Origin of the sequence: Pseudoalteromonas sp. Ps84H-4 (genome assembly GCF_024124645.1) — a bacterium.
In the GTDB taxonomy this organism is placed as follows: domain Bacteria; phylum Pseudomonadota; class Gammaproteobacteria; order Enterobacterales; family Alteromonadaceae; genus Pseudoalteromonas; species Pseudoalteromonas lipolytica_C.
On sequence record NZ_JAMXSK010000010.1, the window covers coordinates 39,670 to 53,553 of the forward strand.

Below are 13,884 nucleotides of genomic sequence, written 5' to 3' on the forward strand. Positions count from 1 at the left end.
GAACGATTACCAGAAGCGGTAGTAAATAAAGGCAGTAATACCAATAATACCCGCGGTATGAATGTAATCCCACTTATCTAAGCCGGCAGCTACTTCTTTCATAGTTGCTTTATCTAGGCTTGAGAAAGTAAGACCTTTCAATTGTTCTTCGTCTGCTTGTTTGGTGAACATACTTACCACAATCATAATCGCAACGACCACGACAAATAGCAGAATACAGTAATATAACCAGTTCATTGTGGTGATCCACGCAAACGATGAACCTGTTAAATCATCTTTAAATGGCAGTAACACTAAGCGGATCATACCCAGTACAAACCCTGATACTAAGCCCACAAAACCCGCTGTTGGAGTGATGCGTTTACTACATAAACCTAGTAAGAATACCGCAGCAATACCCGGTGCAATAAGAGACTGCACACTTTGCAAGTATTCATAAAGAACATCGGCAATTAAGCTCATCACGGGTATCCATAGAAGGCCTAAAACAACAATCACGATAGTGGCAATGCGGCCTACTTTAAGAAGGTGCTTCTCAGTTGATTCTGGTTTGAATTTTTTATAGAAATCAATGGTGAACAAGGTCGCTGATGAGTTAAATAATGATGCTAAAGAGCTCATAAGAGCCGCTACTAAACCACCAATTACAATTCCCTTAACACCAGCAGGTAATAGCTCAGCAACTAACGTTGGGAAGGCTTGGTCAGCACTTTCATAGCTAATAATACCTTTAACATTTAATGCGTATGCAATCATGCCCGGTACTAAGAAGATAAATACAGGAAGTAGCTTTAAGTAACCGGCAAACATGGTACCACGACGGGCTTCTTTAATGCCTTTTGCAGATAAAACACGTTGTACGATGTATTGGTCTGTACACCAATACCAAAAGCCAATAATGAATGAACCAAACACAATGCCAGGCCATGGGAATTCAGCATCTGAAGCACTACGAATAAGGTGCATATTAGCATCGTTGATACGCTCAACTTCTGCCCAGCCACCTACTTTATCTAAACCAACAACTAATATGACTAAGGAGCCAATAATCAGCACAGGGGTCTGCAACACCGAGGTCCACATGATGGCTTTCATACCGCCAAGTACCGTATAAATACCAGTGATCACCACAAGGCCAATGGCTGAAATCCAAAAGAAATCGATACCCCAAATACTCTCAATACCTAAGATCGTTTTAAACGCGATACCACCGGCATACACTGTCACCGCAACCTTGGTTAATACATAACTAATCAATGAGATAACAGATAAGAAGGTACGTGATTTAGAGTTAAAGCGGCGCTCAAGGAACTCTGGCATGGTGTAGACTTTACTACTCCAATAAAAAGGCACGAAAATCCAACCGAGTAGTAGAATGATCCACGATTGCATTTCCCAGTGAGCCAGTGCCATACCCGATTGTGCACCTGAACCTGAAAGGCCCACTAAATGTTCCGAGCCAATGTTTGATGCGAAAATAGAGGCACCAATCACTAACCAACTTGCATTACGACCCGCTAAAAAGTAATCAGCGGTGTCTTCTTCTTTTTGTCGCATAGACATCACGACAACGCCAAGTAACAGGACAAAAAATCCTGCTAGCACTGCCCAGTCTAAGGTACTTAGTTCGACCATCGTGTGTTCCACCTAATTTTGAAAGAGAATTTTTGCTTTTTTAGTTGTCTAATAAAAATATTATATTATAAATAGGCCAAGTGAAAGAGATTTGTTAAAATAAGGTGACACTATGTAGTTGAAATGGTGACTTGATTGCGCAATTTATAGACACTTGTATTAGGCTATTTTTTGTTTGTTATTGATTTTAATCAATTATTTCCAGGATGACGGAATAGCTTTATAGATGTATCATATTACTCAGATCTTTTGAGGAACACACATGGCGCGCTTAGAAAATTTAAACCTATCACAACAAGTTACCAATGAGCTTGGTAAGGCAATTATTGTTGGAGATTATAACTCTGAAACGGGGCTACCAACCGAAGCACAATTATGTGAAGTGTATGGTATTAGCCGCACAGCTGTTCGTGAAGCAGTGAAAATGCTTGCAGCAAAAGGACTGATTTCTTCTCGTCCACGACAAGGTATTCGTGTTGAGTCGGCGGATAACTGGAATTTATACGATACAAGCGTATTAAAATGGTTGTTAGAAAGCAGCCCATCGCTGTACGTACTAAAAGAATTCTTACAAGTGCGCTTGGCGATTGAGCCACAAGCAGCAGCACTTGCAGCAAGAAGAGGCGACCAAGCAGCCATTGCAGAAATTAAAATTGCACTCGATAAAATGCAAGCGGCAGCAGAAGAGCCAGAAGGCGTAATGCATGAGCCAGATCTTGCCTTCCACACTGCAATTTTACATGCCAGTGGTAACCGTTTCTTCTATCAATTACGTGATTTTATTAGCACCGCATTACACGTGAGTATTCAACATACTACACCTGCTAAGGGCAATAAGAAGGCCATCGCTGAAGAGCACTTTAAAGTGTATAACGCGATTGCAAGCGGCGATCCTGAGCGTGCTAAAAACATGATGACGTACATGATTGATGAAGCAATGGCGTTTATTGAAAAAGAAATCGCTGATAAAGAAGCGGCTCAATAAGTATCGCTTTTTGACGTTGTAATTACTTTAAAACAAAAGGTTATCATGCCAAATTCAAACGAGCTAAAAACAGTTTACCCAAGCCTTGTTGGTAAGAGTGTGTTTATTACTGGCGGTGCATCGGGAATTGGTGAAGTAATGGTAACGCGGTTCTGCGAGCAGGGCGCGAAAGTCACCTTTGTTGATATTGCAACCGAGCAAAGCGATGCGTTATGTGCGAAATTAGCTGGTAAATATGAGTTTGACCCGCAATTTATCCATTGCGATATTCGTGATGTAGAAGCCTTAAAAGCGGCCATTGAGCAAACTCGTCAGCAACAGGGTGACATTGGTGTGCTAATTAATAATGCAGCCGATGACACCCGTCATGCCGCTGAAAATATGGATGTGAAATATTGGGAAGATAAGTTTGCTGTTAACTTACGCCCGTGTTTCTTTTCATCGCAAGCTGTGGTTGAACAGATGCAGCGTTTAGGTGGTGGTAGCATTATTAATATGGGGTCGGTTAGCTGGCGTATTAAGCAAACAGGTATGCCGGCTTATACAACTGCCAAAGCGGGGATCGAAGGTTTAACCCGTTCATTGGCTGCTTCATATGGTAAAGATAATATTCGTGTAAATTCACTGGTTCCGGGGTGGGTGATGACAGAGCGCCAAATTACTCATTGGCTAACCCCAGAAATGATTGAAGATGTTCGTTTAAGTCAATGTATCAACGAAACAATTCAACCAGATCATGTAGTGAATGCCGCGCTATTCTTAGCCGCTGATGATAGCTGCATGATGACAGCACAATCACTGATAGTGGATGCAGGTTGGACTTAACTAAATTGTCAGTTGCATTAACTTAAAGCAAAGAAAAAATTTTACACAATTCAAATGATACTATAATAATAAATAATTATTTAAAACATTTGAAATCTCATAGTTAGGAAGGTGGTAAGAAAGTTTGACCGACTTTGTGCTTGTTTATTTAATTCTGATTATTGGCGCTTGCCTGCAAAGTGTTATTGGCTTTGGTTTAGGTATGTTATGTGTGCCAGTGCTTTACTGGCTAATGCCAGAGCTGGTGCCGGGACCAATGATTTTGAATGCGCTGTTTTTAACGTCGGTGTTAATGATTAAACACCGTGGCGCGATAGACATGAAACAAACAGGCATATCCATTATTGGTGGAGCTGTGGGGGTTATCTTTGCTGCTATTGTGATGTTGTATGTCAATGCGAAGCAGTATCAGCTATTGCTTGGGGTGAGTATTTTGGTAGTGGTGGCATTGTCTATCATAGGTATGAAACCGAAAATTTCCACCATTACAAGCTTGCTAGCGTCGATGTCGTCGGGCTTTTTAGGCACCACGACTTCTGCTGGTGGCGCGCCAATGGGGCTGCTCTATCAAGCTGAAGATAAAGACAAAATTAAAGCTAATCTAAGCGCCTTTTTCGTATTTATAAACTTGTTTGGCATTGTTGTACTGATGCTTACAGGCTCTGCCGATATGGCTGATGTGAAGTTGTTCTTTTTCTGCTTACCCGCAATTTTAATTGGCTGGGGCTTGTCGTTTGTGATCAACAATAACCTCAATGAAAAGGCCATTCGCGGCATCATCTTACTGGTTGCTGGTTTATCTGGCCTAGCACTTATTTTCATACACAGATAGAATGAGGATAGTTCAGCTGTTTGTGTAATGAAGCCTATGCTCGATGACACCATTAAAGTAATCATTTCTAGTCAATGCCAATTAGGCGAAGGTGCCTATTTTGCCAAGGCGCATAACTGTTTATTTTGGGTCGATATTTTAGGGCAACGTTTGTTTCGTTTAGATTGCCAATCAATGCGCGTTAGCCAGTTTACTATGCCAGAACCTATTTGCTGGGTGATGGAAACCGAGCAAGCTGAATTAATCGCAGGCTTTGCCAAAGGCGTTTATAAACTCAATAGTGAAGACTTTAGCCGTGAACTTCTTTACTCAATCGATCACGAACCCTCACAAAACCGCTTAAACGATGGTAAAACGTCTCGCCAAGGCTTTGGCTTTTTTGGTTCAATGGACTCTCAAGAGCAAAGCAGTAGTGGCAAGTTATACCGTTTTGGTCATGGCCAGACTCCGACAGCGGTAGATCATGGCTACACTATTAGTAATGGCCCTGCGGTAAGTAAAAATGGTCAGTTTCTATATTCTACAGACTCAGATAAACAAACAATCTACCGCTTCACTCTGAGTGAGACAGGCGAACTTGCTGATAAACAAGAGTTTATTCGCTTTACTGACAATATGGGTTTTCCTGATGGCATGACAGTTGATAGCGAAGATCATCTTTGGGTTGCCGCATGGAATGGTTATGGCATTTATCGTTTTGCTCCAAGTGGTGAGCAGGTGCAGTTTATTCGCTTGCCCGCACCGCGTGTTACGAGTGTCGCATTTGTCGGCGAGGAGCTCAGACATCTTGCGGTGACGACTGCGACAGTAGGGTTAGAAAACTCGGTGCTCGCTGATTACCCGCACAGTGGGGGCGTGTTTATTCTTGAGCCGGGCGTTAAAGGTATTGCTGAAACGCCCCTAAAACTATAGGTTTTCCATCACTTGATAACGCAATTCGCCAAGAAATGCGCGTGCTGCCGGACCTAGTTTGTCACCATCTTTAAAGAGCAAATGTAATTTAGCGCTACGACTACTGTTATGAGTTAAATTGAGCGCTTTCATTTGCCCAGCAGCGAGTTGTTTTTCTATCGCTATTTTTGGTAGCCATGCAAAGCCAAGTCCATTACTGATCATATCAATCGAAGTACGCATATGAGTAACGGTCCAGCGCTGGTCGGCACCTAACCAGCCACCATCTTGTTTGTGTTTTTTTGCTGAGTCGCGAACAACAATTTGGCGGTGTGACTTTAAATCTTCGAGAGTGATTTCACGCTCTATCGCATGTAAAGGGTGATCTGGGTGAGCTACAGCGATAAATTCGATATCGCATAATTCTTCGTGAAAGTTTGCCGCTATCGGAAAGCCGGTAATGGCAATATCAACCTGATCGTTTTCGAGCAGCTCATTGCCCCCCATTAGCACAGACTCATGCAGTTCAATACGCAGTTGCGGGTATTGCGACGAAGTATCGTTAAGCACTTTATAAAGCAATTGCTGCGGAAAAATAGCATCAACAGCAATGCGTAATTTACTTTCGATACCTTCACCTAAGGTTTGACCTATAGCCTCAACTTTTGCAGCTTCATCAAGTAAGTAATTGGCACGGCGCAGTATCATTTCACCAGATTCAGTGAGTACTGTTTTACGGCCTTGAATGCTGAATAACTTTACATTGAGTGCAGATTCAATCTTACCAACTGCATTATGAATACTCGATTGGCTTTTATGAATGCCTTGTGAGGCTTGGTTGAAGCCTCCAAATTCAACAACAGCACGAAACATGCGCCACTGTTCTAGCGTAATTCTTAGCATGATGTTCCTTTGCTTACTTAACTGCCTAATAGTACCTGTAAATGCTGAAAAAGTTTACTTTTTAGCAGTGGGCAACTCAATATACTCAAGCTCATCACCAGGAATGCTTGCAAAGCGCTGAGCTTGCCAATCTTGTTTTGCTTGCTCGATGCGCTGTTTGCTGTAAGCGACAAAATTCCAGTGTAAATATGGGACTTTATTAAATTTACTGCCACCAAGTAAAATAAAGCGGCTGTGCACCAGTGTCGTTATTTCGTGTTCGCTGTCATCAAGTAGCACAAAGTCGCCTTGGGTATAGCGAGTATCACCCACACTAATTTCACCATAAATAACATACACGGCGGTTTCATGATGAGGATGCGGTTTAGTAATATGGCTACCTTGCTCGGCTACCGTATCTACATAAAACATCGGCGAGTAGCTTTTCACCGGCGAGCTTAAGCCATAGGCATCACCCACGATGAGTCGCATCAACACGCCTTTTTCTATTTTTTCAGGTAGTTGCTGTTTTTTGATATGTTCAAAGCGCGGTGCTATTTCGGTCATACTCTCAGGTAAAGCAACCCAGCATTGCAGGCCATTGATGTCGTGCTCGCTCGCCCGCACCTCAAGGCTTTCTCTTTCTGAGTGCACTATACCACGACCTGCTGTCATCCAGTTAACATCGCCGGGTTCTATTTGCAGGCTATTACCTAGCGAATCGCGATGGTAAATGCTGCCCGTAAATAAATAAGTGAGCGTTGACAGGCCAATATGAGGGTGAGGCTTTACATTTATGCCTTCACCGCGAGGAAAGTGATTCGGCCCCATGTGGTCAAAAAAGATAAATGGGCCTACCATTTTCTTGTCAAAATGCGGCAAGATGCGTTTTACATCGAGCCCACCAATATCGTGGCTGGTTGCTGTTAATAATTTTGCCATGCTCGCGCCTCTTAAAAATAAACTCAGCCAATAACCTAGGGTATTGGCTGGGATTAATATTATGCCTGACTACGCTTTAAAACTAGTTGATCTAGGCTGATTTTGCCTGCCCCAACACTCGCTAATGCTAAAAAGCCGCCAGCCATTGCAATGTTTTTGTAGAACATTAAAAATTGCATTTGATCATCAAGTTGAAAGTGGAATAACAAAGCACTGACTAGGCTGAAACCAGCAAAAGCGACAGCGGTTAGTTGTGTTAAAAAGCCCAGTAAAATAAATAACCCGCCCACAATCTCAAATGCAATCACAAACGGCAGTAAGAACTCTGGTAAACCTACTGATGCCATGTACTGTGCTGTTGCATCAAAGAATTCTATTTTGCTAAAACCGGTTAGTAAAAAGATCGCCGATAAACCAATACGTGCCAATAAAGTGCTAATATTTTGTAATTGTGGTTGTGCTGTTATTAAAGTAAAAAGTTTCATAGTAGATATCCTGTTTAGTTAAGCAGTGTGTTTGCGATGGAGTAACTATAAGTTCACTTTAAAAGAATTAAAAATTGTAAAATTAGCGTTTATCATTCTTTAAAAAAGAATTTAAAAGGAGGTTGAATATGAAGTTGTTGTTATTAATAGGGTTTAGTTTTTCGGTGGCAGTAAGCAGCTTGGTGTTTGCTAATCAAAATTTACCAAATAGCCGCCATTATGAGTTATTAGCTTCAGATATTGCGGTGCAGCAAAGCTGGCAAGTTAAAGACACAATTAAAGGTTATGAGATGCTGGAATATCAGATAAACCTTAATAAAGGCAATACCTTAATGGTTGATTTGGCTCCTTCAAACTCGAGTAACTACTTTAATATTTTACCAAAAGGTAATCCAACCGCTTTGTTTGTTGGCCCGGCAAAAGGAGATCATGCCGAGATTAACATCCCTGATGATGGTGATTATGTGATTCGGGTGTTTTTGATGCGCAATGCCGCGCGTCGTGATGAGCAAAGTAACTTTACAGTAGACATCAGCGTAATAAAAAGTGCACTAAAAGGCATGCACCCAAGCTGGGATGTCGATGGTGATGGGATTAATGATTGCGAGAAAGACGGTAGCTGCGATCACACTGTTGACTACAGTCTTCCTCGAAAGTCGAATTAGGCCGCGTTTAGGCCTAATTAAGCGTATTATTCAGGCGCCACTTCAAGCGTTGTGAATAATGAGTAGCGTACGTTATCGATATCTGCCTCTGTTGGCTTTTGATCAACAGATGCTTCAATCAGATACATGTCGGCATGAGCGAAAGTCACCGTAAAGAAGCCTTTTTTATCGGTTGTTACTTTAACTTCGTCACGCTCATTACGGTAGCGAGCACTACCACGAACAATAGCAAGCTCAACGTCAGCAGCTGGTTTGCCATCCATTAATAATTGGAACTTAGCCTCTTCACCTGCAAACAGATCGTTCGGGTGAGTTGGGCCTGAAATTTCTAAGCCCTGACCAAGCAATGTTGGCTTAGAAGTGCCATTTCGGCTTACAAAAGTATCAACCGTTGCGATTGATTTTACAGTGCGCACGTCGGTTGCACCTGCCGGTAGGTCTGCTTCTTTTTTACCTGCAAACACACGACCGCGATTACCGTCTTTGTCTTTATAGAAAGTCATCAGCATTGGTTTTTGCTGCATAGCAATATGGTAAGTACCGTCTTGAGATAAAGTCACTGCCGCTGAATTTTTGCGTTTTAAGTAGTATGCGCGAATTGTTTCTTCAACCGGTTTACCATCTGGAGCAAGGGCAATTAATAGGTTGTCGTCGTACTCTGCGCCTTTTTCTTTCGGGCGGTATGCTTTATCTGGGCTAAACAACTCATTTGAAATACTGGCATCGATCATCACATAGTGAGTTTTCTCACCTGATAAAGAAGTGTGAGATGGCATTAACCAACGGGCATGTGCTTGTGCATAGCCAGACGCGATTGCTGTGAAGGTCACTGCGCCAATCAGCGCTGTTTTTAATAATTTTAATTTCATTGTTTGTCCTTAATTACTGGTAATGGTAACAAAGCTAGTAGCGAACTCTTTTTCGCCTTTAATTGTGACTTTGCCGTCTTTCGTTAAGTCGATTTCAACGCGGGTGTAATCTCGGCCACCTTCTTCACGAACAACCTCGACATTAAGCAGGTAGCTACCAGGTTTAACTGGATTACCTTTTAAATCTTTTCCTTGCCACTCAATGGTATAAGTACCAGGGCGTTTTGTTGCACCCGTCACACCATCGAAGTTGTCGTTGCTACGGCCGGCTTTTCGCCACCATTGACGTAAGTCTTTAAACCATTCAGCTTTTTCGACCCAAAGTGCAATAGTGGTAACGTGTTTACGTTCAGGTGTTTCTAGCCATAGCGCCACGTAAGAGCGATGATATGGGGAAACATCTAGCTCTGGTAAGGTGAACTCAACGGTTAGGTTGGCGTCTTTTGCAAAGCTCAGTGGGCTGAATAAACAGCTGATCAACAGAGCGGCGATTAAGTGGGCTTGTTTCATTAAGATACTCCTTTAAGTTGAGGCACCCAAACTAGATAAATGACCAAAGGCGTGGCAACACCAACAAGCGTTAACCAAAGGCCTGCGGCCCGTTTTTTACGGTTTTGAAAGAGAATAATTAATCCGGTGATGGCAAACAGAATCATCAAAACAGCCGAGATATCAATGACCCAGCTCCATGCTTTACCTGTATGGCGGCCTTTGTGTAGGTCGCCAATCAGGCTCATAAAGCCACCGGTTTGATAATCAATATTAAGTTCGCCCGTTTGAAAATCGATTTCGGCGTAAGCAAAGCCTGCTGGCAGCGGGTAGTCGAGCATCACCAAAGCATCTTCTTTTTCCCACTCAATACTTTTTACATTACTGAGTGAAAATTGCTGCTGCATGTACTGTTCTATATCAGGGTATAGGCTCGGTAACGTGTCGAGATTAGCTTGTGCTTTTTCGAATAACTCCGCAGAAACAAGTAGTTGGTTCTGACCATTATGTTTATCATTTTCGAGCCAACTAACGTGATTCAGAATAATGCCGCTGACACAAAATAAAATAAGTAAAAAGAATAGTGCAGTTGAAAGGTATATATGTAAGGCGCGGCTTACACTATAAAAGCTGCGTTTATTTAAAGAAAACATAATTAGGTGTATTTGTTTGTTATACGTATATGATAATGATTTGCATTAGTGATAACAAGCAAGTTTACGTTCTTTACATTTCTTTGCGTTAGAAATGAATAGCAAGATAAGCCATTACCGCAAGTTGCGAGCTAAGAAAACAAGCAAGCAACATTAAGCGGGTGTGTGTGGTCAGTTTAGTTTGAATTAGGGTTGGTTTATTTGGCGCTGATGGGCGGTTAATTAAATAGGCTAAAACGCTTAATTCAATCACCGCCACCAAATACATAACCCAAATTGGCGCGGCACTGTGTAGTAAAAAAGCATACCCGATAGCCATGCCCAAACCTGCTAAGAACTTAGCGCGAGTAGGAACAACCTTATATTCTTGCCAAAACCTTAAAGGCTGGCCGTATCTAGGGTGGTTTAGCAGCCAGGCTGAGAGCTTAGGTGATGAGCGGGTAAAGCATGCCAATGCTAGTATAAAAAAGATAGTTGTAGGCATCACAGGTAATGCAATACCTATGATACCTAAACCCACCATCAATAACCCGAGTAATTGATAGCAGCCATTTTTATAGGCGGTAAACGCCGCTCTCACATTCATCAATAAAATTGGGCCTGATAAAACTTAAATCGTTGCAGTGCTTGCTCTGCACCTTCTATCAAGGTGGCCTGTTGCTGTTCACTGAGCTCAAGGTTATCAATAAGATGACTTAGTTGACAGCCTTTAGAGTACTTACTGGCTTTAGCAAGGTAGCGCGCACCACGTTGATTATTTAACTTTAGCTCAGCTTCAACTTGTTTACCTAATGTAGTTGCAGAAAATTGCGACCCTTCAACTACATACAGCCAACCAAGTACATAGGCAAAGTCGGCATTTTGAAAGCGACAGGGTTGATATTTATGATTTGGTAACGGGTGTTTTAAATCGTTTAAATCCTGCTCGATTAAAGATAATCGCGTACGATCATGTAAGTTATCTATATACTGATGTAAACCAGCATGTTCGTATAGACCTTTTAATTCTGATTGAAAGGCATACTGTAAGGTTAAAAACTTTTTATAGTTATCTAAATCAGCACTAGGCGCTAGTGCTAATAGATGATGGTCAATATCATCCGTGATGGTGTTTATCGCTTGTTTTAGCTTTTCAGCTCGAGAAAGTAGCTCGAGTATTGACATGAATATGTTCCTCTGCAACGTCTTCAAAGTAAATGCACGGGGTAGTTGATGTTGTCATAGGGTCTATACCCATAATTTCTAAGAGCTAATTTGATATAGCTACTATACAGCTTTTATCAATAAATTTAGCTCAGAATGGCGCTATATAATAATGATTTTCATTTGTATAGCTAGAAAATGTTTTTGCTAGAGGTACAGATCGGACCTGCATCAATAGAACTGTCAGCACTTGGGTCGTGAGGTAAGAAGTTTGCTAGTAACTACAGAGCGCTAAAAGTAGCGTAGAATTGTTGTGTGTTTTCGAGTAAAGATAAAGCAAGGAGACTAGCTCCTTGCTTATGCGTATTGGTGTTAGAAATAATAACCAATATTGATATTGAAGCGGGTTTCAGTCTCGTCGCTGTCGCCAGCAATTGAACCACCAACAAATGGTTGGTTTTTCGCTTGTACAAAATCAAAGTAAGTGAATAAACCACCTGCAGCGACAGATACACCGGTTACGTTCATCCATGTATCTTCGCTGTTGTCTGACTTGTCGTAAATAATGCCGTAGTCATTATAAAACTGCAGGTTCGTTACCGGACCCCATTCTACTGGAAGGCTATAAGCGATATTGGCATTGGTCATGGTCGCTTCTGCGGCGATACTATCGTAAAAGGCATAAGCACCCACGGCCATGCGGTTTACGTTATCAATATCGTAGTTATACTCACCATGCTGTAGTTGGAAATTCCATGGACCAATTGTGCTGTTTAAGTGCACAGCCCAAGCATAGTAATCGCCGGCTTTATCTTCACCATCATGTAGTCCGCCAGAAAGAGCTGAGACACCAAGCTCTGTTGTGCCACCGTCATGTTCAAAGTGATAGCCATATCGGCCAGAGAAAGTGTTGTATTCACCAATAGCATTGCCTGGTTCAGCGTATACACCTTCTTCGGCTGAGCGAAAACCAACTACATCGTAAGAGTAGCGGTCACTTCTGTCGCTTACATAACCGTCAACGCCACCTAACTCATCATTTTTGAAAAAGCCAAGATCAATTTGCCAGTTATCGGCCAGTTTACGTTTAAATAGTACACCTAAGTCGTGGTCATCTTCTAAACCAACATAGTAAGTGGTACCAAAAAAGTAGTTATGTGAATTATACGGCCAGTTACCAAAAGGGACTTTGGTAATACCTGCCTGCACCTGCCAATCTTCGGCAAAGTCATAGGCTGCGTAGGCATACTTAACAGCGGTCATGTAATCGAAAAAACGGATCTCAGCGTTTAGCTGCACATCACCAACATCACCTGCAAAATTAAGCCTGAAAATATCAAAGTCGAAGTCGCCACCACGATTTTTATTACCGTCATTGTAAGATGTATGACTAAAGTTGGTACGTACAGCGCCACCTACTTTAATACCTGATTTTTTCTCAGGTGTTGCTACAGCAGCTGTTTGCTGCTCAAGTTGCTTTTGTTGCTTTGCTACTTGTGCATCAATTTGCTCTTGCTTTGCAGCTTGCTGTTTTGACTTTTCTTCTGCTGCATCTAGCTTTTGCTGAAGTTGTTGCATTTGTTGCTGAAGAAGCTGTAACTGTTTTTGAAGGTCATCGATTTCAGATGCCTGACTAAGACTAGAAGTAGTGCCCAAAGCAATAGCAAGGGCTAACTTTGAAAGTTTAAGCATGAATAATCGCTAGTATTGGAATCGGTACTATAAAGCATAGATGATATTTGTGATGAACCCAAGACTAGCTACATAAAATTAATATTAATCAACTAGTTTAAATTTTCTTTATGGTTCAAACGTCTTTGTGATTGCGCCAACTTCGAGAAGTGGTGAAGCATCGAGCTGATCAGCATCCATCATAGCAGCGACTCGTTGCATAGATGAAAGTAGTAAGCTTTGCTCCCATTCTTCAAGAGCGGTGAATTTCTCTATGAAGTGTTCTTGTAAGGGCTGCGGAGCCTGATTAAGCAGCTGTTTTCCGCGCTCGGTTAAATACAAACTGACACGACGTTTATCAAGTTGACTGCGCACGCGGGTGATGAGCTCTCGGCTCTCAATACGGTCTAAAATATTTGTCACGGTTGCAGGGCTTAAGTTCACATTCTGGGCAATGCGACTTGCCGTAATGCCATCGGTTTGTGCAACTTCGTTCATAATGAGTAGTTGTGGGCCGGTCAACCCTGATGTTTTATTGAGTTGTTTAGAGTGTAGGTCGATAGCTCTAATCACCTTACGTAACGACACTAATAGCTCGTCATACTTTTGCATGTTTCTGTCTCTTAAATTGGCGACGCTCACAGCCGCAATCGCGAAATATTACATGTCTAATAAATTGAGTTCAAATAAATAATGGCTATCTAAGCTATAAATACTGTTTAATATCGCTGGTTTTGAGGTGGATTATTTGTTTAGAGTAAGAATAAAAATTTAAATTTAGTCAATTAACTTTAGTAAATGTTCTTATCACTTAACATGCACTTATAAAGTGACTTACCTTTTTGTAGTAAAACAATTTATGTAAATAACTAAATATTATTTACTAATGACGGTTGCATTGGGTAAGGTTGGTTTTT

The 13,884-nt window shown here is 41.7% G+C and carries 15 protein-coding genes and 1 pseudogene; 5 read left to right on the forward strand and 11 right to left on the reverse strand.

Going from position 1 to position 13,884, the window contains the following annotated elements:
* Window positions 1–6: 6 nt before the first annotated feature.
* Window positions 7–1,635, reverse strand: a complete 1,629-nt coding sequence (locus tag NH454_RS10525; RefSeq protein WP_138557842.1) for a sodium:solute symporter — start codon at window positions 1,633–1,635, stop codon at window positions 7–9.
* A 262-nt stretch (window positions 1,636–1,897) separates the two neighbouring features.
* On the opposite strand from NH454_RS10525, the gene NH454_RS10530 reads away from it, so the two are divergent.
* The 4 genes from NH454_RS10530 to NH454_RS10545 all read left to right on the forward strand — a co-directional run bounded on the left by NH454_RS10530 (window position 1,898) and on the right by NH454_RS10545 (window position 5,189).
* Window positions 1,898–2,620 carry a FadR/GntR family transcriptional regulator gene (locus NH454_RS10530; RefSeq protein WP_253039012.1) on the forward strand — a complete coding sequence of 241 codons (723 nt, stop codon included), beginning with the start codon at window positions 1,898–1,900 and terminating at the stop codon, window positions 2,618–2,620.
* Window positions 2,621–2,665: 45 nt separating this feature from the next.
* Window positions 2,666–3,445 (forward strand): SDR family oxidoreductase, encoded by a 780-nt coding sequence (locus tag NH454_RS10535; protein WP_253039014.1) that lies wholly within the window; start codon window positions 2,666–2,668, stop codon window positions 3,443–3,445.
* A 124-nt stretch (window positions 3,446–3,569) separates the two neighbouring features.
* Window positions 3,570–4,277 (forward strand): sulfite exporter TauE/SafE family protein, encoded by a 708-nt coding sequence (locus NH454_RS10540; protein WP_135923030.1) that lies wholly within the window; start codon window positions 3,570–3,572, stop codon window positions 4,275–4,277.
* Between the two features lie 27 nt (window positions 4,278–4,304).
* Window positions 4,305–5,189, forward strand: a complete 885-nt coding sequence (locus NH454_RS10545; RefSeq protein WP_253039016.1) for an SMP-30/gluconolactonase/LRE family protein — start codon at window positions 4,305–4,307, stop codon at window positions 5,187–5,189.
* Here NH454_RS10545 and NH454_RS10550 read toward each other — a convergent pair.
* Genes NH454_RS10550 through NH454_RS10560 form a run of 3 tightly spaced genes read right to left on the reverse strand, consistent with a single transcriptional unit; the run spans window position 5,184 to window position 7,477 of the window.
* On the reverse strand, window positions 5,184–6,071 hold the full coding sequence (locus NH454_RS10550; RefSeq protein WP_135923029.1) for a LysR family transcriptional regulator: 888 nt from the start codon (window positions 6,069–6,071) through the stop codon (window positions 5,184–5,186). The two genes, NH454_RS10545 and NH454_RS10550, sit on opposite strands and share 6 nt — an antisense overlap.
* A gap of 54 nt (window positions 6,072–6,125) precedes the next feature.
* The gene (locus NH454_RS10555; protein ID WP_235383106.1) at window positions 6,126–6,992 is read right to left on the reverse strand and encodes a pirin family protein; all 867 of its coding nucleotides are present in this window, start codon (window positions 6,990–6,992) and stop codon (window positions 6,126–6,128) included.
* Window positions 6,993–7,051: 59 nt separating this feature from the next.
* A complete protein-coding gene (locus NH454_RS10560) occupies window positions 7,052–7,477 on the reverse strand; it encodes a DoxX family protein (RefSeq protein WP_253039018.1) in 426 nt (141 codons plus the stop codon).
* Window positions 7,478–7,605: 128 nt separating this feature from the next.
* Between NH454_RS10560 and NH454_RS10565 the strand changes: the two genes are divergently transcribed.
* Window positions 7,606–8,142, forward strand: coding sequence for a hypothetical protein (locus tag NH454_RS10565; RefSeq protein ID WP_253039020.1), 537 nt, complete (start codon window positions 7,606–7,608; stop codon window positions 8,140–8,142).
* Between the two features lie 26 nt (window positions 8,143–8,168).
* On the opposite strand, the gene NH454_RS10570 is transcribed toward NH454_RS10565, so the two are convergent.
* The 7 genes and pseudogenes from NH454_RS10570 to NH454_RS10600 all read right to left on the reverse strand — a co-directional run bounded on the left by NH454_RS10570 (window position 8,169) and on the right by NH454_RS10600 (window position 13,579).
* Window positions 8,169–9,011, reverse strand: coding sequence for a DUF4198 domain-containing protein (locus tag NH454_RS10570; protein ID WP_253039022.1), 843 nt, complete (start codon window positions 9,009–9,011; stop codon window positions 8,169–8,171).
* A gap of 9 nt (window positions 9,012–9,020) precedes the next feature.
* Window positions 9,021–9,521: a DUF2271 domain-containing protein gene (locus tag NH454_RS10575; protein ID WP_253039023.1), complete on the reverse strand. Its 501-nt coding sequence runs from the start codon at window positions 9,519–9,521 to the stop codon at window positions 9,021–9,023.
* Window positions 9,521–10,153: a PepSY-associated TM helix domain-containing protein gene (locus NH454_RS10580; RefSeq protein ID WP_199527192.1), complete on the reverse strand. Its 633-nt coding sequence runs from the start codon at window positions 10,151–10,153 to the stop codon at window positions 9,521–9,523. Before NH454_RS10580 ends, NH454_RS10575 begins: the two co-directional genes overlap by 1 nt.
* Window positions 10,154–10,349: 196 nt before the next feature.
* A pseudogene (locus NH454_RS10585) lies at window positions 10,350–10,739 on the reverse strand (YbaN family protein); the annotation flags it as partial.
* Window positions 10,739–11,317 carry a biliverdin-producing heme oxygenase gene (locus NH454_RS10590; protein ID WP_135923022.1) on the reverse strand — a complete coding sequence of 193 codons (579 nt, stop codon included), beginning with the start codon at window positions 11,315–11,317 and terminating at the stop codon, window positions 10,739–10,741. The gene NH454_RS10590 and the pseudogene NH454_RS10585, both read right to left, overlap by 1 nt.
* Window positions 11,318–11,668: 351 nt before the next feature.
* Entirely contained in the window at window positions 11,669–12,988 is a 1,320-nt protein-coding gene (locus NH454_RS10595; RefSeq protein WP_253039024.1) for a porin, read from the reverse strand.
* Window positions 12,989–13,096: 108 nt separating this feature from the next.
* A complete protein-coding gene (locus tag NH454_RS10600) occupies window positions 13,097–13,579 on the reverse strand; it encodes a MarR family transcriptional regulator (RefSeq protein ID WP_135923020.1) in 483 nt (160 codons plus the stop codon).
* Window positions 13,580–13,884 lie beyond the last annotated feature (305 nt).